Below are 17,691 nucleotides of genomic sequence, written 5' to 3' on the forward strand. Positions count from 1 at the left end.
CGCGAGGCAACCTCCGGCTACTTCCCGTCGTCTTGGGGGTGTGAAGCGATGGGGCTGGCTGAGCACGGGCGTCGCGCTGGCACTCACCCTGGTGGTGCTGGCCGTCCTGGGAGCCCGTGAGCCCAGACCGGGGCACGACGTGGGCGACCTGGCCGCACCGCTGCCGATGGCGCCGCGCACGACCAGCAGCACCAGCGCCGCCGCCGCGCCCGCCGTGCCCGCCTCGGCCGCGCCGCCCGCGTGGATGCGGCGCATGCAGCCCGGCGAGAAACCGCCGCAGTTCGTGCTGTTCTCGTTCGACGGCGCCGCGTCCAAGCCGCACTGGGACCGGGTCATGCCGATCGCCGAGCAGGTGAACGCGCACGTCACCGGCCTGCTGTCGGGTGTCTACCTGCTGCCGGACGCCGACGCCGGCAACTACACCGGCCCGGGGCACCAGGCGGGCTACTCGTCCATCGGGTTCGGCGGCACCCGCGCGGACGTCGAGCTGCGGATCGGCTACCTCAACGCGGCCATCGACGCGGGGCACGAGATCGGCACGCACTACAACGGCCACTACTGCGTCGGCGACGAGCCGAACGTCGGCAACTGGAACACCGAGCAGTGGAACCGGGAGCTCGACCAGTTCTTCGCGATCCTGGAGAAGGCGCGGCAGCAGGGGTTCAAGCTGGACCCGGCGGCCGTGCGCGGCGGGCGCACGCCGTGCCTGGAGGGGCAGTGGGGCCAGGCGTTCCCGGCCATGCGCGGCCACGGCCTGGCCTACGACACCAGCCACGTGAGCCTCGGCGTGGTGTGGCCGTTCGTGCACGAGGGCCTGTGGGAGTTCCCCATGCCGGAGGTCCGCGTGCCCGCGCTGGGCAAGCAGGTCGTGATGATGGACTTCAACCTCTGGTTCGCGCTCAACGGCGCCAAGGACGAGCCGGACCGGGCCGGCGACTACACCCGGATCGTGCTGGACACGTACCGCTCGGTGCACCAGGCCGCGCTCAACGGCAACCGCGCGCCGATCGTGATCGGCAACCACTTCAACGAGTGGGCGGGCGGCGCGTTCAGCAACGCGGTGGAGGGGTTCCTCGGCGAGGTGTGTGTCAAGCCCGAAACGGTGTGCGCCACCTATACAGAGGTGATCCAGTGGATGCAGTTGCAGGATCCGGTGGTGCTGGAACAGTTGAGGCGCATGCCCGCCGCACGGAACTGGAACTAGCGCGGTAGCCGCCGCAAGCTCTACGGTGGGTTACCGCCGCCCCACGGAGAAGCACCACGCATCCGAGGAGTAGAGCGCATGAGCACCGAGCCCGAGAAGCGCACCTGGGTCAAGCCCGATTTCCGGGACGTCGACACCCCCATGGAAGTCACCGCTTACGCCGCTCGCAGCTGAGCCCGCCACGTCGCGTCCCGCCCGCCGCCGGGTCCGCCGGCCGCGCGTCGGCGGGGCGCGGCGCCCGCGTACCCGAGAGGTGCCCCACCGCTGTGCCCACCCCCGAGACGTCCGGCGCCACGACGTTGACGCCGGCCGAGTTCACCGCGCGCCTGCGCGCCCTGTCACCCCGCTACTGGGACCGCCACCCCTTCCACCTCCGGCTGCACGAGGGCCGGCTGGGCAAGCACGAGCTTCAGCTGTGGGCGGCCAACCGCTGGTACTACCAGCAGGCGATACCGCGCAAGGACGCGGCGATCCTGGCCAACTGCCCGGACGTCGAGGTCCGGCGGGTGTGGCGGGAGCGGATCGTCTGGCACGACGGCGGCGGGCCCGGCGATGACCGGCCCGGAGAAGGCGGGGTGGAGAACTGGCTGCGCCTGGCCGAGGCCGTCGGGCTGACCCGCGAGGAGGTGCTCGACGAGCGGCACGTGCTGCCGGGCGTGCGGTTCGCGGTGGACGCCTACGTGACGTTCGCCCGCACCAGGCCGTGGGTGGAGGCGGTGGCCTCCGGGCTGACCGAGATGTTCTCCCGCGGCCTGATGGCGCGCCGGCTGGTGGACATGCGCGAGCACTACCCGTGGATCGCCGAGGAGGGCTTCGCCTACTTCACCGCCCGGCTCGAGGTGGTCGCCGACGAAGGGAAGTCCACTGTGGACATCGTGGTGCGCAACTGCCGCACGCGCGAGCAGCAGGAGGCGGCGGTCGCCGCGCTGGCGTTCAAGTGCGACGTGCTGCGAGCGGTGCTGGACGCCGTGGACTACTACTCATGACGGAGCCGGCCATGACGGGTTGGGACGCGGTGCCGCGCCTGCACCGGGGCGTGAAGACGGCCTACGACGACACCCGGGACAGCCACGTGGTGCTGTTCCCGGAAGGCGTGCTGGTGCTCAACGAGACCGCGGCGGCGGTGGTCGGGCTGTGCGACGGGCGCACGTCCGTCGAGGGCATCGCGCGCCGGCTGGCCGAGGAGTTCGACGGGGTGGAGGCGGACGACGTGGCCGAGCTCGTCGCACGGCTGGTGGCGCGCCGGGTGGTGGACGTCGATGGGTGAGGCGGACGCGCCGTTCGGGCTGCTCGCCGAGCTGACCCACCGGTGCCCGCTGCGCTGCGGGTACTGCTCCAACCCGGTCGACCTGGCCCGCCGCGACGACGAGCTGGACACCGCGCGGTGGCGCGACGTCTTCGACCAGGCGCGCGCGCTGGGCGTGCTTCAGATCCACCTGTCCGGCGGCGAACCGCTGGCGCGCAAGGACTTGCCGGAGCTGGTCGGGCACGCGGCCGGGCTCGGCTGCTACGTGAACCTGGTGACGAGCGGCCTCGGCCTGACCCCCGAGCGGCTGGCCGGGCTGCGCGGCGTGGACCACGTGCAGCTGTCCGTGCAGGACGCGGACGAGGCCGGCTCGAACCGGATCGCCGGGGTGAGGGCGTTCGAGGCCAAGCTCCGCGCCGCCGAGGCGGTCCGGGGCGCCGGGCTGCCGCTGACCGTGAACGTGGTGCTGCACCGGCTCAACCTCGACCACGTCGGCGAGATCGTCGCGCTGGCCGAGCGCCTGGGCGCGGACCGGTTGGAGCTGGCCAACACCCAGTACTACGGCTGGGCGCTGCGCAACCGGGCCGCGTTGCTGCCCACGAAGGAGCAGCTGGCGCGGGCCGGCGAGGTGGTGGCCGCCGCGCAGGCCCGGTCGGCGATGGAGATCGTGTACGTGATCGCCGACTACCACGAGGCGCACCCGAAGCCGTGCATGCACGGGTGGGGCGCGCGGCAGCTGACCGTGGCGCCCAACGGCGACGTGCTGCCGTGCCCGGCGGCGGGCGTGATCGACGGGCTCGGCGTGGAGAACGTGAAGGACCGGGCGCTGGCCGACATCTGGCACACCTCGCCCGCGTTCACCGCCTTCCGCGGCTTCGACTGGATGCGCGACCCGTGCCGGTCGTGCGCCCGCCGCGAGCTGGACTTCGGCGGGTGCCGCTGCCAGGCGTTCCAGCTGACCGGCGACGCGTCGGCGACCGACCCGGTGTGCACGCTGTCGCCGCACCGGGGCGTGGTCGACCTGATCCTCGCGGGCGCGCCGGCCGAGGTGGTCGAGCACCGGGGGGTCGTGCGGTGAGGGCCGTGGTGCTCGGCACGGCCGCCGGTGGCGGTGTGCCGCAGTGGAACTGCGCGTGCGGGCCGTGCACGGCGGTGCGGGCCGGCGAGCTGCCCGCGCGCACGCAGGACGCCCTGGCGGTGAGCGGGAACGGCGTGGACTGGTGGCTGGTCAACGCCTCACCGGACATCGGCGCGCAGCTCGCCGCCACCCCCGCGCTCGCGCCCGGCCCCGGCCCGCGGGACACACCCGTGCGCGGCGTGCTGTTCACCGACGCCGAGCTCGACCACACGCTGGGCCTGGCGGTGCTGCGCGGCGCGTCGGGGCTGCGGGTGCACGGGCCCGCGGCCGTGCTGCACGCGCTCGAACCCACGCGTGCCGTGCTGGCCGCCTACGGCGAGTGGTCGTGGCGGCCCGTGGCGGCCGGGCAGGTGCTCGCGCTGACCGGCGGGCTGGAGGTCACCGCGTTCCCGGTGAGCGGCAAGCGACCGCGCTACGCCGCCGAGCCGCCGGCGGCGGAGCACTGGGTGGTGGCCTACCGGTTCCGCGACCCGGCCACCGGCGGGGTGCTGCTGTACGCGCCGTGCCTGGCGTCGTGGCCGGCCGGGTTCGACGAGCTGGTGGCGGAGGCGGACGTGGTGCTGCTGGACGGCACCTTCTACGCGCCGTCGGAGATGGGCGCGGCCACCGGCAGGCCGAGCGGGCAGGCCGCGATGGGCCACCTGCCGATCGCGGACAGCCTGCCGGAGCTGCGCGGGCACCCGGCGACCCGGCGGATCTACACCCACCTCAACAACACCAACCCGGTGCTGGACCCGGCGTCGCCGGAGCACGCGAGGATCACCGAGGCGGGCGTGGAGGTCGTCGCGGACGGCGCCGTGATCGATCTCTGAGCGCTTTGGGGGGTTAAACCCACCGATTTGCCCGGGGCGAGCCGGAAGAATCCCCGCCATGACGGACCACGACCTGGTGCGCGCCGCCCGTACCCGGCTGACGCAGGCAGGACTGGGGTTGGCCCGGACACCGCTGTGCGTGGCCGGCTTGGCGCTGATCCCGCTGCAGCTCCACACCTACCCGCTGATCCTGGTGACCGTCGGCGTGCCCCTGCTGCTGGTGTTCACCGCGCTGAGCCGCCACTACACCGGCTTCTACCGCCGCTGGGCCTCGCGGGTGCTGGAGGTGGAGATCCCGGCGCCGTACCGGACGCCGGCGAACCGGGGCCCGATGACCAGGGTCCGCACCATCGCCACCGACCCGGCGACGTGGCGCGACCTCGCGTTCCTGCCCGTCAACGCGATCGTCGGCGTCCTCTGCGGCGTGCTGCCGGTCGGGTTCTGGATCAACGGCGTGCTCGGGTTCGTGATGCCGGTGATCTGGCTGGACCGGGGCGACGTCGAGTACGTGCTGGTCGACCGCGACACCCCGGGCAACTTCGTGTTCGCGCCGCTGCTCGGCATCGCCTTCCTGGTGCTGGCGTGGTGGGCCACGCCCCGCGCCGCCCGGCTGCACGCGACCGTCGCCCGGTCGATGCTCGCGCCCGGCGCCACCGCCGCCCTCACCGACCGGGTGCGCGTGCTGGCCGACTCGCGGGCCGACACCGTCGACGCGCAGGCCGCCGAGCTGCGCCGGATCGAACGGGACCTGCACGACGGCGCGCAGGCCAGGCTGGTCGCGCTCGGGCTGAACCTCGGCATGGCCGAGGAGCTGCTGGCCCGCGACCCGCGGGCGGCGCAGGAGCTGCTGGCCGAGGCGCGCCAGTCCTCCACCCAGGCGCTGGCGGAGCTGCGGGACCTGGTGCGCGGCATCCACCCGCCGGTGCTGGCCGACCGGGGGCTGGACGGGGCGCTGCGCGCGTTGGCGCTGGCCCACCCGCTGCCGGTGGAGGTGGACCTGGACCTGGCGGGCCGGCCGGAGGCGCCGGTCGAGTCGGCCGCGTACTTCGCGGTGGCCGAGACGTTGACGAACGTGGCCAAGCACAGCGGTGCGACCGACGCGTGGGTGCGGGTGCGGCACGACGACGGCCGGTTGTCGCTGATGATCGGGGACAACGGGCGGGGCGGCGCGGAGCCGTCGGAGAACGGCGGCTTGCGCGGGATCGAGCGCCGGCTGGCCGCGTTCGACGGCACACTCGGCATCGCGAGCCCGGTGGGCGGGCCGACCATCGTGACCATGGAGCTGCCGTGCGAGTTGTCCTCGGTGAAGACCTCGTCCTCCTCCGGGACGGGCTGATCCGGCTCCTGAAGGCCTACGACTTCGACGTGGTGGAGGCGGTCGACTCCGGTCCCGCCCTGCTCAAGGCCCTGGTCGACCACCGCCCGGACGTGGCGGTGGTCGACGTCCGCCTGCCGCCGACGTTCACCGACGAGGGCCTGCGCGCCGCGATCGAGGCCCGCAAGCGGGTGCCGGGCCTGCCGGTCCTGGTGCTCTCGCAGTACGTGGAGCAGCTCTACGCGCGCGAGCTGCTGTCCGACCGGGGCGGGGCGGTGGGTTACCTGCTCAAGGACCGCGTGTCGGACGTGAAGCAGTTCGTGAGCGCCATTCGCCGGGTCGCCGGCGGCGGCACCGCGATGGATCCCGAGGTCATCGACCAACTGCTCGCGCGCGGCGCGCGGGACCAGCCGCTGACCACGTTGACCCCGCGTGAGCGGGAAGTGCTGTCGCTGATGGCGGAGGGCCGTTCCAACGGCGCGATCGCCGGCCGGCTGTTCGTCACCGAGAAAGCCGTCGGCAAACACATCGCGAACATCTTCGGCAAGTTGGACCTGCCGATGTCCGAGGACGACAACCGGCGCGTGCTCGCCGTGCTGGCGTATTTGGACCGGGTGTAAATCGTTTCTTAGGCTAAGTACCATCTTGGTTTCACGACGACCAGGGGGTGCGCATGGGCACGACGGCGGAGTTGGCCGACGAACTGCTCGACCTGATGTTCTCGCGGGGGCCGTTGGGCGCGACCGTCTACGGCGTGCCGGGATACGACCACCTGCTCGCCGACCACCGGGCGGAGACCGAGGAATCCACCCGTGCTCGGGCTCTCGACATCGCCGACCGGGCGCGCGCTCTGCCCGCGGACGACGACCCGGTGACGCGCGCGGTGGTCATCCAGCAGGCCGAGGCGGTCGTGGACGAGATCGACGCGCTGGGCGTCGAGTACACGATCACCGACTCGTTCTTCGCGCCGGCGGGCGAGGTGCTCGCGGTCATGCCGACGACCGTGCTGTCCGGCCCCGAGTCCGAGCGGGCCTACCTGGACCGGCTCGCCGCGGTGCCCGACTTCCTGCGCCGGATCGCCGAGCGGCAGCTCGCGGGCGCGGCGGCCGGCCGCACGCCCGTCCAGCACCTCGTGGACGCCGCCGTGGCGCACCTGGACCGCTACCTCGCGGCCGACGAGGACCCGCTGGCCCGACCGGCGGGCAGCGAGGCGTTCGACGCCGAGCGGGCACGCCTGCTGGCCGACGTGGTGCGGCCCGCGTTCGCCGCCTACCGGGACGTGGTGGCGGGCATCCAGGGCCGCCCGGACGACCGGGTGGGCCTGGGGTGGCTGCCCGGCGGCGAGACGGCGTACGCGGCGCTCACGCGGGTCCAGACGACGACCGACCGCACGCCCAAGGAGCTGCACCAGACCGGCCTGGACGTGATGGCCGGCCTGGCCGCCGAGTACGCCGAGCTGGGCCGCCGCGTGTTCGGCACGTCCGACGTGGCCGAGGTGCTGGAGCGGATGCGCACCGACCCGGCCCTGCGCTGGAGCACCGAGGACGAGCTGATCACCGCCGCCCGCAAGGCCGTGACCAGGGCGGAGCAGGCCGCGCCGCGCTGGTTCGGCCGGGTGCCCGAGCAGCGCTGCCGGGTCGAGCCGGTGCCCGCCGCCGACGCGCCGGGCGCGCCGATCGCCTACTACTCGCCGCCGACCCCGGACGGGCTGCGGCCGGGCACGTACTACGCGAACACCCACCGGGTCGAGGAGCGGTTCCGCTACCAGGCCGAGGCGATCGCGTTCCACGAGGCCGTGCCGGGGCACCACTTCCAGATCACGCTGGCGCAGCAGCTCACCGAGCTGCCGGTGCTGCGCCGCGTCGCGCACGTCACCGCGTACCTGGAGGGCTGGGGCCTCTACACCGAGCGGCTGGCCGACGAGATGGGCCTGTACTCCGGCGACGTGGCGCGGCTCGGGATGCTGGCGATGGACTCGATGCGCGCCGGGCGGCTCGTGGTGGACACCGGCCTGCACGCGCACGGGTGGAGCCGCGCGCGGGCCGTCGAGTACCTGCGCGAGAACACGCCGCTGGCGCTGGTGGAGATCGAGAACGAGGTCGACCGCTACATCGCCGCGCCCGGCCAGGCGCTGGCCTACATGGTCGGCCGGCTGGAGATCCTGCGGCTGCGGGCGGCGGCCGAGGAGGCGCTGGGCGAGCGCTTCGACATCCGCGCGTTCCACGACCTGCTGCTCGGCGGCGGGCCGCTGCCGCTGGCGGTGTTGGGCGAAGTGGTCGCGGAATGGATCCGCGACCGCTGAACTCGCGCGAGTCATCCGATCGGACCTCGCGACTCGTCCGATGCGGTATGCCGTTCACGGCATACCGCATCGCGTTCGCGGGGCCCGATCGGGTGACTCCAGGCTGACCGGCACGACGCACCGTTTTGGGTTCACCCGGCAGATGGGTGAGGTCTCTGTGGCGCCGAACGTGCCCCCGACGGGATTCGAACCCGTACTGTGACTCTTTTAAGGAGCCTGCCTCTACCGGTTGGGCTACGGGGGCAGCGGGGAGCCTAAGCGGTTACCGAGCGTTCGTGGGGCTACTTCAGAAGAAGTCGCCCGCACGGCTCAATGCGATCCGCTATTGCGCTCATTCGGGTAATGGCCCCAAGGCGCTCAGACCGAGTACGACTTCGTGATAAGCGTCACAGCCGAGTGCTTGTTCGACGAGCTCATCCCGCAATGCTGCGGTGAAGCCGATACCAAAACCCATTGCCGTAGCAACCAGATAAGCCGTCTGGGACAGGTGCCCTACGTCCATTTGCACAACGCGGTAAGCACGTGACGTGTCGTAACGCCATCTAGTCCGTTCGAGTACTCCCGTGTACGCGAGGACCAGCGGCGCCTGCCCGACCCAGTCCTGGTCCCCCGCCGCCGCGGTCATCTCGGCCGGCCCCCACGTCACCCCGATGGGCTCCAGCGCGTGCGCGAGCCCGTCGTAGTGGTACCAGCCCGGCTCCAGCGCCTCGACGCCGCGCACGTGCGCGTACAGCTCGACCGGGTGCCGCCCGCCGCCGGACGGGCTGGTCTTGAACACCGTGCCGGACCGCCCGATCCGCGGCCGCGCCGGCGACGGGCCGGCCAGCACCGCCAGCAGCTCGGCGACCCGCGTCAACGACAGCGGCCCCGGCCCGAACTCGCGGGACGTGCGCCGGGTCAGCAGCACGTCGAGCAGCCCCGCCGACGCCCACCTCGACGTGCCGTCCAGGCGCGGCAGCAGCACGGCGGTGCGCCCGAGGCTGCGGAACGGCGCGGGCGGCGGCTGGGCGTCGAGCTTGGCGTCCAGCACCGCGTCGTGCTCCTCCGAGCGCTGGTACGGCGCGTCGGCGAGCGTGCGGCTGGCGAAGTGGAAGTGCCGGGCCGACGCGCCCCAGTCGCCCCACGCGGCGAGCAGCCGCCGTTCCCGCTCGTGCTCGGGCGAGCCCTCGACGATCAGCACGCCGGCCTCGACCAGCTCGTCCAGCACCTTGCGCAGCGCCGCCCGGTCGCCCTCGGCCAACGGCGCGAGCAGCGCGTCGACGTCGGTGAACTCGGTGAACTTGCGGCACAGCAGCTCGGCGGTCTCGCTGATGGCGAACTGGCGGTGGTGCAGGTAGTCGTCCCACACCACGGCGCCGCCGGAGTAGAACAGCGTCGCGTGCTCAGCGACCTTTGCCCGCACCCAGCAGCTCCTTGAAGCGCGCCGCCACCCACTCGTGCACGGCGTCGGACACCCGCGAGTCCCGCGCCCGGTGCTCGAACCACCGCCAGTCGCAGTTGACGTTGACCTCCAGGAACACGTGGTCCCCGCCGGAGACGAGCAAGTCGAACGCGGCCACCTGGAGCCGCCAGTGCCTGGCCAGCGCGAGCAGCCGGTCGGTCAGCCCGCTCGGCACGTCGACGGGCGTGACGCGGACCGCCTCGGGGTCGACCCACAGCTGCGCCGGGTCGAGCTTGTCGACCTGGAACGCCAGGCACTGCTCGCCGACCACGAACACGCGCAGCTCGGTGTCCGACGGCACGTACTCCTGCACGATCACCGGCGCGGACTCGGGCACGTCACCGGCGCGGCTGGTCTCCAGCGGGCGCGGGAACAGGCCGTGCTGCATGCCGGGGCGCGGTTCCAGCAGGTGCCTGCCGGAGGTCTTGACGATGCACCGCCCGCCGCCGGGCCGGGTGCGGCCGGGTCGGGTGGTGACCGTGGTGCGCGGCACCGCCAGGCCGAAGGCGGAGGCGTCCGCGAGCTGGGTGAGCCGGTTGAGGTGCGAGGTGTTGCGGCTGGGGTTGACGTGCGCCCAGTCACCGCGGCTGGACAGCCAGTCGGCGACCGCGCCCCACTGGTCGACGGCGTACGCGCCGGCCAGCGTGCCGGGTTCGAGGGGCAGCGCGGTCAGCTCGAAGTGCCTGCGCCACACCAGCAGCGGGCGCAGCAGCCAGCGGTCGAGCTCCAGCAGCGGCTGGTCGGTGTAGACGGTCAGCGGCAGGTCGACGGAGCGGTCGGCGTCGATGCGGGCCATCCGGATGCCGCGTTCGGCGAGCGCGATGGAGAGCTCGTTCATCTCCATGTCGGCGGCCCGGGCGAGGACCAGCACGCAGGGCACGGGGCTGCCGTCGCCCTCGTCCACCATGCCGAGGCGGTGCACCTGCTCCTGGAAGTCCAGGCACTTGGGCTGCGACCGGAAGAGGTAGTCCTGGCCTTGGAGCAACAGCGGGGTGGGTTTCGCCGGTCTGGCGGCCTCGGGTGGGGGGACGGTCTCGTTCCCCCACCCGGAGACGGTCATGACTCAGTCGTCTTTCTTGCTGCAAAAACGCTTTTCGGCGGTGGCGTACTCCGCGGAGTACTCCGCCAGCGCACGATCCTCGATCTCACCGCGGCGAAGCTGTGCGGCCAGCTCCTCGAGAGACATCGCGGTCACCTCTCTCCCACTGATGCATCACACATTCAGGCGATACACCAGCTGTATTCTCGGGTTCACGTTACGCAATGTCAAGGCGACGCGCGGCCCGTTAGCCCGTCTGGGGGCTCAAGTGAGAACACTGCTCCGGACGGAGCCGCGCCCGCCGCGACCGAACGGCGCAGCGGGCGCGGGTCCGTTCGCGCTCAGCTCTTGGTGGCCCGGTCGAACTCGGCCTTCGGCTCGTGGATCTGGCCGAGGGCGACGACCTCGCGACCCGAGAACAGCGCCTGCGTCCAGTCCACGAACACCCGGAACTTGCGGTTGACCGTGGGCATGAACATCACGTGGTAGCTGCGGTGCATGAACCAGGCGACGACGCCCTTGAAGCGCAGGCCGAACACGTCGGCCACGCCCTTGTAGAGGCCGAGGCCGGCGACCGAGCCCAGGTACTTGTGCTCGTAGTCCGTCGGCTGCTTGCCGCGCAGGCTCGCGACGATGTTCTTGGCCAGCAGCTTCGACTGCCGGATGGCGTGCTGCGCGTTGGGCACGCAGGTCGCCGTCGGGTCCTCCTCGGTGCGCGAGAGGTCCGGCACGGCCGAGCAGTCGCCCGCGGCCCAGACGCCCGGCAGGCCGACGACCTGCATCGCCGCCGTGCACCGGACCCGGCCGCGCTCGTCGAGCGGCAGGTCGGTGTCGCGCAGCATCGGGTTGGCCTTCATGCCCGCGGTCCAGATGATGGTGTCCGAGTCGAACTCGGTGCCGTCGTCCAGGACGACGTGGCCGCCCTCCATGCTCTTGACGCGCGTGTCGAGGTAGCACTTGATGCCGCGCTTCTCGAGCTGCTCGACGGTGTAGACGCCGAGCCGCGCGCTCACCTCCGGCATGATCCGGCCGGTGGCCTCGACCAGCACCCAGTGCATGTCGGACTGCTTGAGGCCCTCGTAGTACCGCAGCGCGTAGCGGGCCATGTCCTCCAGCTCCGCCAGCGTCTCGATGCCCGCGAAGCCGCCGCCGATGACGACGAAGCTCAGCAGCCGCTTGCGCAGCTCCGGGTCGTTCGTGCTGGCGGCCTGGTCGAGCCGCGACAGCACGTGGTTGCGCAGGTAGATGGCCTCGCCGATGGTCTTCATGCCGATGCCGACCTCGGGCAGGCCCGGGATGGGCAGCGTGCGCGAGATCGCGCCCAGCGCCGAGACGAGCACGTCGTACTCGTACTCCTCGACGTGGCCGTCGGCGAGCTCGACCGTGACGGCCTTGCGCGCGTGCTCGATGCGGGTGGCGCGGCCGGTGACGACGTGGCACCGCTTGAGGACCTTGCGCAGCGGCACGACGACGTGGCGCGGCTCGATGGAACCGGCCGCCGCCTCGGGGAGGAACGGCTGGTAGGTCATGTGCGGCTGGGGGTCGATCACCGTGACGGACGCCTCGCCGGAACGCAGCTTCTTCTGCAAGCCCAGCGCGGTGTACATGCCGACGTACCCACCGCCGACGATCACGATCCGTGTGGGTTGCGACTTCACAGCAGCCATACACACATGGTCGCACCGGGTGGGGCTTTCCGGCGCATCGAGCGGGCCCGTTGTGACCACAGTCGCCGCGTGATTGGCGACACGCCGCCGCTGACCTGCACGGCAGGGTGAACGTGCTGAGAGGAACGATCCAGACGGTCAGCTCGCGCTGAGCCCGGAGGGTGCGTTCCTCAGCCTTTCCGGCGCATCAGGAGGACCGTTCCGACCACCAGCCCGACGGCGCAGACGAGGCCGACGACCTCGACCGCCGCGTCCGTTCGGCCGCCCGGCAACAGGAGTACCACGACCCCGAAGGCGAGCACGGAGAGTTGCACGGCGACGAACCTCTTCGCCGGCGCCTTCAGGGCAGCCGGGTGAATGCGTGACCCGATCGGGAGGACGGCGGCGTAGGCGGACAGGACGTGCAGCAGGTGCAGGAGCACGACCAGCACGAACACGCCGGGCCACGACGGCTCGTCGGTCGCGAACACCATCGCCGCCGCCGGGTAGCCGATGATCAGCGCGACCGCGGCCGACGCCGGTATCGCCGCCGCCGCGAGGACCAGCGCGCCGTAGAGGGCGAGCGCGGGCCAGTCGACCCCGTTCAGCGCGAGGACCCACGCCGCACCGGCCGCCACGACCACGATCGACGCCCGCAGCACCCACCCCGGCAGGCCCACGCCCAGCTCAGCGCGCACCGCTCCCCCGTCCTGAGCGTTCAACTCGGGTGTTCCGAACGTAGGACACGCCTGTTCCGGGCGTAGGACACGCGCGGCGCGAACGTACGACTCTCGCGCGAGTCCTACGTTCGGAACGCGAGAGTCCAACGTTCAGGCACCCCGAGTTGAACGCTCGCGTCATCGGGACACCCGCCTGGCGCTCCGGGCGGCACGCAGCACGCCCGCGATCGGCGCGCCCCACGGCAGCACGGCCACACCGTGCTGCCGCATCGCCTCCAGCCGCACGTCGTGCTCCAACCGGATCACCTTGAGCGCGCTCTCACCCCACGGCGTCCCGGGGTCGGCGCGCAACCGCGACGGCAGCACGTCCACCGCGAGCACCAGGTTGCCCCGCCGCGCGGCGTGCACGGCCAGCTCCACCACCTCGGCGTCCAGGAACGGCGACAGCACCACCACCAGCGCGCCGTGCGGCACCTGCTCGGGCCGCAGCACGGGCCGCTGCGCCCACCCGGCGGACCGCGCGCACACCACGAGCTGGTTGCGCAGCCGCAGCAGCTGCCGCCGCCCCGCGCCCGGCCGGGCCCCGAGCTGCGGCCGGCCGAGGTCGACCAGCCCGACCCGGTCACCCTGCCGCAGGTAGCCCGCCGCCAACGACGCCGCCGCCCGCACCGCCAGGTCGAGGCTGCCGCCGGGCCGGACCGTCGTGCCGCGCGACGTCAACGACCACTCGCCGAGCGTCCGTCCGGACACCAGGCCCGGCGCCGCCCGCACCGGCGCCGACCAGTCGCCCAGCTCCACGCCCACGTCGTGCCGCGTGTCCAGCGCCAGCACGACGTCCGCGTCCGCCTCCGCGTGGTGCTCGCGGACGTGCAGGTTCGTGCCCTCCGCCGAGCCGGCCATGCCGGAGGCCCGCAACGACACCCGCCAGTCGATCCGCCGCAGCCGGTCGCCCGGCTGGAACGCCCGGATGTCGCGCAGCTCCACCGAGTCGCCCGGCCGCCGCGCCCGGTGCGCGCCGACCAGGCCGACGGCCCGCGCGGGCAGCAACCCGGCGGGCAGCGCCTCGACCGGCGGCAGGATCACCCGGCCGCGCTCGGGCGCCGTCACCGGGCCGAGCACGAACAACGCGTCCGGCCCCGCCACCAGGTGGTCCGGCCGCAGGTCGACGCCCTCGCCCCACGCGTCACGCCGCAGCACGACCTCGATCTCCCGCGCCGACGCGGGCAGCAGGTGCACCGGGCCGATGCCCTCGCCGACACCGGGCAGCCGGATCGCCATCACCTCGGCGCCCAACCCCGGGTCGACCTCCACCACCGACTTGGCCGCGCCGATCTCGCCGGTGCGCGGCAGCCCCCGCACCCGCACCTCCGGCGTGCCGACGACCGGCGTGACCAGGGCCAGCAGCGTCGAGATGAGCAGCGGCGCGCCGAGCAGGACCAGCTCCACCTCGTGCAGCAGGCCGCCGAGCACCACCATCCCGATGCCCAGCGCGAGGCCGCGCACCAACGCGTCGGTGGGGTGCCAGCGCGCGCCGCGCCCGCTGGTGAACGCCTCGCGCAGCCGTTCCGCCCGGTTCACGAGCGGCTGCTCGCGGGGCCCGCCACCCGGCCCAGCAGCTCGGTCACGACCTCGACGCCGGTGACGCCGGACGTCCACGTCTCCGGGCGCAGCGTGAGCCGGTGCGCGAGGGCGGGCACGGCGCACTCCTTGACGTCCTCGGGCAGCACGAAGTCCCGCCCGTCCAGCACCGCCAGCGCCCGCCCGACCAGCACCAGCGCCTGCGCGCCGCGGGGTGACGCGCCGACCTCGACGGCCGGGTGCGCGCGGGTCGCGGACGCCAGGTCCACGCAGTACCGCAGCACGTCGTCGTCCACCGACACCTGCTCGACGCCGTGCTGCAACCGGCGCAGCCGGGCCGCGTCCAGCACGGGCTCGACCTCGGTCTCCTCGCGCTGCCGGGTGAGCCTGCGACGCAGCACCTCGACCTCCTCGGCGGGCGGCGGGTAGCCGATGTCCAGCCGCAGCAGGAACCGGTCCAGCTGCGCCTCCGGCAGCGGGTAGGTGCCCTCGTACTCCACCGGGTTCGCGGTCGCCAGCACGTGGAACGGGCGGGGCAGCGCGAACGTGCGGCCCTCGACCGTGACCTGGCGCTCCTGCATGGCCTCCAGCAGCGCGGACTGCGTCTTCGGCGGGGTGCGGTTGATCTCGTCGGCCAGCAGCAGGCCGGTGAACAGCGGTCCTTCGCGGAAGGTGAACTCGCGGTCGCCCGGGTTGTAGAGGAACGAGCCGGTGACGTCGGCGGGCAGCAGGTCGGGCGTGCACTGCAGGCGCTTGAAGTCCAGCTTCAACGCCTGCGCCAGCGACCGCGCCATCAGCGTCTTGCCCAGGCCCGGCACGTCCTCCAGCAGCACGTGCCCGCCGGCGAGGATCGCCGCCAGCGCCAGCCGCAACGACCGCTGCCGACCGACGACGACCGTGCCCACCGCGGCCAGCACCGCCTTCGCCTCGGCGGCGATCGCCTCGACGCCCGCCCCGCCGGAGGCGGCTGCCTCGTCCGAGGCGGCTGCTTCGTCCGAGGTGGCCGGGGCGCTTGGTTCGTCCGGGGTCACAGGTTCTCCAGGAGGTCGGCGAGCTTCGACGGCTCGGGCAGCGGCGCTTTCGGGTCGGTGAGCAGGCGGTGCAGGTCGGCGCCGAGCGCGTCGCGGGCTTTCGGGTGGCGCAGGTCGGGGATGCCGTGCACCTGCCGCAGCCGTGCCTCGGCGAGCCGGCGCAGCCGGGGCTGGACCCGGGTGACGAACCGGTCCTGGTCGACGGCGGCCTCGGCGAGCCGGCTGGCGAGCGTGCTGGCCTGCACGGACGTGGCGGTGGAGAGGGTGGCGGGCTGCTGCGCCCACACGACGTCCGTCGCGCGCGGCAGGCGTGCGACGAGCAGCGTCAACCCGCCGACGGGCAGGGCGAGCGCCACCGCCCACAGCCACGGCGCGCCCACGCGGGTCAGGACGAACGCGGTGCCGGCCGCGACCGCCGCCGCCAGCGCGACCGCGCGTCCCATGCCGCCGACGAGCGGGTTCACCGCAGGTCCCGCACGATGTGCTCCAACGCCTCGGTGGCCGTGCGGGCGTCGGCCGCGGTGACCTCCGCCGTGCCGAACCGGGCCCGCTGGTAGACGCGGCGCAACGTGCCCGCCGCGTGCTCGTCCACGCGGTAGCGGCGCAGCAGGTCGCCGGTGAACTCGGTGGCCGTCTGGTGGCCCTGGCGCGGCACGCCGCTGTCCTGCGCGGCCCGTTCGAGGGAGAGCCAGGCGGCGATCACCGCGTCGCCCGGCGGGCCGTTGGCGTGGTCGCGCAGCTCTTCGAGGGCCTCGGCGGCCCGGCGGACGAGGATCGGCGGCGGGGTCGCGTGCTCCTCGGGCAGGTCGGGCGCGTCGACCGCGACCCCCCGCCCCCGCCGCCGTCGACGCCGGAAGACGCCGAGCGAGACGAGCAACCAGACCACGCCGATGACCGCGACCGCGATCAGGACGATCAGGAAGACGAGCAGCGAACCGGCTGTCGCGGAGCCGTCGACCTCGTTGTCCAGCGGCGGGCGCGACTCGGGTGTCAGCGCCACGGCCTCGTCGTCGCCGGTCGGGCGGTCCTGGTAGCGCACGGGCGACGTCCCGCGTGCCGCGAGCGCGATGAGGACGAGCGCGGACCCGATCGCGAGGACGAGCGCGAGCCGGGGCTTCATGGACCAAGGATGCCTGCCGCCTCCCCCCGGCGCGGCCGGTTTGGCCGGAACGGCGCCAACCGGGTCATCGGCCACGGCAGGTCGCCTCGGTGACTTCGACATCGGACGTCGACCCGCGCCAGGCCAGGCAAGCACAGGTGCGGGTGCTGCGACCCGCCGGTGGAGCGGCGTGGGACGTCGTGGACCGCGGTGCGGGACGTCCTGGAGCACGGCCGGGCAACCCATCCGTGGGCGTCACCGGGAGGAGGTGCGCGGACAGAGCCCTGCGCTCTGACCCACGGCTGGATCCGGGCCGACTCCTGCGCCAGGTGGTCCTTCTCTCGTTCGAGCTCGTACCGGGACTGCAGGTTTGCGCAGTGCGACCCGCTGGACGTTCGGATCAAGCGTCCGCGAACGACGTCTGGCGTTATGCCGGTCGGCCGAGGCCGGCCACGGCGCCGGCGGTGCGCAGCACGTCCTGGAGCATCGGTTGGGTCAGCCTGCCCGTGAACGTGTTGTGCGGGCTCACGTGGTAGCAGCCGAGCAGGTGCAGCGGCTCGCCGTCGTCGCGCGCGGGCAGGGTGAGGTGGACGCCGTGGCCGAAGGCCGGGCGCGGGCGGGGCACCTGCCACCACGCGGCCAGCGCCGGCAGCGCGGCCTGCCAGCCGAACGCGCCCAGCACGAGCACCGCGCGCAACGTCGGCCGCAGCAGTTCCAGCTCGCGGACCAGCCACGGGCGGCAGTTGTCGCGTTCCGCCGTGGTCGGCTTGTTCTCCGGCGGCGCGCACTTCACCGGGGCCGTGATGCGGGTGCCGATCAGCTCCAGGCCGTCGCCGACGTGCGTGGCCGTCGGCTGGGTCGCCAGGCCCGCCGCGTGCATCGCCGCGTACAGGAAGTCACCCGAGCGGTCGCCGGTGAACATGCGGCCGGTGCGGTTGGCGCCGTGCGCGGCCGGGGCCAGGCCGATGATCGCCAGCGACGCGTCCGCCGGCCCGAACCCGGGCACCGGGCGCCCCCAGTACTCCTGGTCGCGGAACGCCGCCCGCTTGACCCGCGCCACCTCCTCGCGCCACGCCACCAGCCGCGGGCACGCCCGGCAACTGGTAACCCGTTCGTCAAGAGCGGAAAGCGGGAGCACTGGCGGCGACTCCGATCGTAGA

At 73.3% G+C, this 17,691-nt stretch carries 19 protein-coding genes and 1 tRNA gene; 9 read left to right on the forward strand and 11 right to left on the reverse strand.

What is annotated here, in order from left to right; genetic code table 11:
• Window positions 1-40: 40 nt before the first annotated feature.
• From EDD40_RS19165 to EDD40_RS19205, 9 genes are all read left to right on the forward strand, one after another.
• The gene (locus EDD40_RS19165; RefSeq protein ID WP_123744140.1) at window positions 41-1,204 is read left to right on the forward strand and encodes a polysaccharide deacetylase family protein; all 1,164 of its coding nucleotides are present in this window, start codon (window positions 41-43) and stop codon (window positions 1,202-1,204) included.
• Between the two features lie 78 nt (window positions 1,205-1,282).
• Window positions 1,283-1,378, forward strand: coding sequence for a pyrroloquinoline quinone precursor peptide PqqA (gene pqqA, locus EDD40_RS19170; RefSeq protein WP_123744141.1), 96 nt, complete (start codon window positions 1,283-1,285; stop codon window positions 1,376-1,378).
• A gap of 92 nt (window positions 1,379-1,470) precedes the next feature.
• Window positions 1,471-2,190: a pyrroloquinoline-quinone synthase PqqC gene (gene pqqC / locus EDD40_RS19175; protein ID WP_123744142.1), complete on the forward strand. Its 720-nt coding sequence runs from the start codon at window positions 1,471-1,473 to the stop codon at window positions 2,188-2,190.
• A gap of 11 nt (window positions 2,191-2,201) precedes the next feature.
• Complete coding sequence (gene pqqD / locus EDD40_RS19180; RefSeq protein ID WP_123748133.1) at window positions 2,202-2,471, forward strand: pyrroloquinoline quinone biosynthesis peptide chaperone PqqD; 270 nt, start codon at window positions 2,202-2,204, stop codon at window positions 2,469-2,471.
• Complete coding sequence (gene pqqE / locus EDD40_RS19185) at window positions 2,464-3,528, forward strand: pyrroloquinoline quinone biosynthesis protein PqqE (RefSeq protein ID WP_123744143.1); 1,065 nt, start codon at window positions 2,464-2,466, stop codon at window positions 3,526-3,528. The genes pqqD and pqqE overlap by 8 nt, the downstream gene beginning before the upstream one ends.
• The gene (pqqB, locus tag EDD40_RS19190) at window positions 3,525-4,400 is read left to right on the forward strand and encodes a pyrroloquinoline quinone biosynthesis protein PqqB (RefSeq protein ID WP_123744144.1); all 876 of its coding nucleotides are present in this window, start codon (window positions 3,525-3,527) and stop codon (window positions 4,398-4,400) included. Before pqqE ends, pqqB begins: the two co-directional genes overlap by 4 nt.
• A 58-nt stretch (window positions 4,401-4,458) precedes the next feature.
• Window positions 4,459-5,736: a sensor histidine kinase gene (locus EDD40_RS19195; protein ID WP_123744145.1), complete on the forward strand. Its 1,278-nt coding sequence runs from the start codon at window positions 4,459-4,461 to the stop codon at window positions 5,734-5,736.
• On the forward strand, window positions 5,688-6,335 hold the full coding sequence (locus EDD40_RS19200; protein ID WP_123744146.1) for a LuxR C-terminal-related transcriptional regulator: 648 nt from the start codon (window positions 5,688-5,690) through the stop codon (window positions 6,333-6,335). The genes EDD40_RS19195 and EDD40_RS19200 overlap by 49 nt, the downstream gene beginning before the upstream one ends.
• 53 nt (window positions 6,336-6,388) lie before the next feature.
• Entirely contained in the window at window positions 6,389-8,017 is a 1,629-nt protein-coding gene (locus tag EDD40_RS19205) for a DUF885 domain-containing protein (RefSeq protein WP_123744147.1), read from the forward strand.
• Window positions 8,018-8,187: 170 nt separating this feature from the next.
• On the opposite strand, the gene EDD40_RS19210 is transcribed toward EDD40_RS19205, so the two are convergent.
• From EDD40_RS19210 to EDD40_RS19255, 11 genes are all read right to left on the reverse strand, one after another.
• A tRNA-Leu gene (locus EDD40_RS19210) sits at window positions 8,188-8,261 on the reverse strand.
• Window positions 8,262-8,348: 87 nt separating this feature from the next.
• The gene (locus EDD40_RS19215; RefSeq protein ID WP_123744148.1) at window positions 8,349-9,419 is read right to left on the reverse strand and encodes a SagB family peptide dehydrogenase; all 1,071 of its coding nucleotides are present in this window, start codon (window positions 9,417-9,419) and stop codon (window positions 8,349-8,351) included.
• On the reverse strand, window positions 9,400-10,518 hold the full coding sequence (locus tag EDD40_RS19220; RefSeq protein ID WP_123744149.1) for an ATP-grasp domain-containing protein: 1,119 nt from the start codon (window positions 10,516-10,518) through the stop codon (window positions 9,400-9,402). The genes EDD40_RS19215 and EDD40_RS19220 overlap by 20 nt, the downstream gene beginning before the upstream one ends.
• 3 nt (window positions 10,519-10,521) lie before the next feature.
• Window positions 10,522-10,644, reverse strand: coding sequence for a hypothetical protein (locus EDD40_RS44425; protein WP_267935188.1), 123 nt, complete (start codon window positions 10,642-10,644; stop codon window positions 10,522-10,524).
• Window positions 10,645-10,838: 194 nt separating this feature from the next.
• Window positions 10,839-12,164, reverse strand: coding sequence for an NAD(P)/FAD-dependent oxidoreductase (locus EDD40_RS19225; RefSeq protein WP_123744150.1), 1,326 nt, complete (start codon window positions 12,162-12,164; stop codon window positions 10,839-10,841).
• A gap of 170 nt (window positions 12,165-12,334) precedes the next feature.
• Window positions 12,335-12,841 carry a hypothetical protein gene (locus EDD40_RS19230; RefSeq protein WP_123744151.1) on the reverse strand — a complete coding sequence of 169 codons (507 nt, stop codon included), beginning with the start codon at window positions 12,839-12,841 and terminating at the stop codon, window positions 12,335-12,337.
• A gap of 159 nt (window positions 12,842-13,000) precedes the next feature.
• Window positions 13,001-14,401 carry a DUF58 domain-containing protein gene (locus EDD40_RS19235; RefSeq protein WP_123744152.1) on the reverse strand — a complete coding sequence of 467 codons (1,401 nt, stop codon included), beginning with the start codon at window positions 14,399-14,401 and terminating at the stop codon, window positions 13,001-13,003.
• Complete coding sequence (locus tag EDD40_RS19240; protein WP_123748134.1) at window positions 14,398-15,339, reverse strand: AAA family ATPase; 942 nt, start codon at window positions 15,337-15,339, stop codon at window positions 14,398-14,400. The genes EDD40_RS19235 and EDD40_RS19240 overlap by 4 nt, the downstream gene beginning before the upstream one ends.
• An 89-nt stretch (window positions 15,340-15,428) precedes the next feature.
• Window positions 15,429-15,896 (reverse strand): hypothetical protein, encoded by a 468-nt coding sequence (locus EDD40_RS19245; RefSeq protein ID WP_246037734.1) that lies wholly within the window; start codon window positions 15,894-15,896, stop codon window positions 15,429-15,431.
• Window positions 15,893-16,552, reverse strand: coding sequence for a DUF4129 domain-containing protein (locus tag EDD40_RS19250; RefSeq protein WP_170185138.1), 660 nt, complete (start codon window positions 16,550-16,552; stop codon window positions 15,893-15,895). The genes EDD40_RS19245 and EDD40_RS19250 overlap by 4 nt, the downstream gene beginning before the upstream one ends.
• Window positions 16,553-16,958: 406 nt before the next feature.
• Complete coding sequence (locus EDD40_RS19255) at window positions 16,959-17,669, reverse strand: uracil-DNA glycosylase (protein WP_123744154.1); 711 nt, start codon at window positions 17,667-17,669, stop codon at window positions 16,959-16,961.
• Window positions 17,670-17,691: the final 22 nt, after the last annotated feature.

Source organism: Saccharothrix texasensis, from assembly GCF_003752005.1.
Taxonomy (GTDB): Bacteria; Actinomycetota; Actinomycetes; order Mycobacteriales; family Pseudonocardiaceae; genus Actinosynnema; species Actinosynnema texasense.

Coding starts and splice junctions, on each gene's coding strand:
- pqqA (WP_123744141.1), top strand. CDS start 1,283: ATGAGCACCGAGCCCGAGAAGCGCACCTGGGTCAAGCCCGATTTCCGG.
- pqqD (WP_123748133.1), top strand. CDS start 2,202: ATGACGGGTTGGGACGCGGTGCCGCGCCTGCACCGGGGCGTGAAGACG.
- pqqE (WP_123744143.1), top strand. CDS start 2,464: ATGGGTGAGGCGGACGCGCCGTTCGGGCTGCTCGCCGAGCTGACCCAC.
- EDD40_RS19195 (WP_123744145.1), top strand. CDS start 4,459: ATGACGGACCACGACCTGGTGCGCGCCGCCCGTACCCGGCTGACGCAG.
- EDD40_RS19205 (WP_123744147.1), top strand. CDS start 6,389: ATGGGCACGACGGCGGAGTTGGCCGACGAACTGCTCGACCTGATGTTC.
- EDD40_RS19220 (WP_123744149.1), bottom strand. CDS start 10,518: ATGACCGTCTCCGGGTGGGGGAACGAGACCGTCCCCCCACCCGAGGCC.
- EDD40_RS44425 (WP_267935188.1), bottom strand. CDS start 10,644: ATGTCTCTCGAGGAGCTGGCCGCACAGCTTCGCCGCGGTGAGATCGAG.
- EDD40_RS19225 (WP_123744150.1), bottom strand. CDS start 12,164: ATGGCTGCTGTGAAGTCGCAACCCACACGGATCGTGATCGTCGGCGGT.
- EDD40_RS19250 (WP_170185138.1), bottom strand. CDS start 16,552: ATGAAGCCCCGGCTCGCGCTCGTCCTCGCGATCGGGTCCGCGCTCGTC.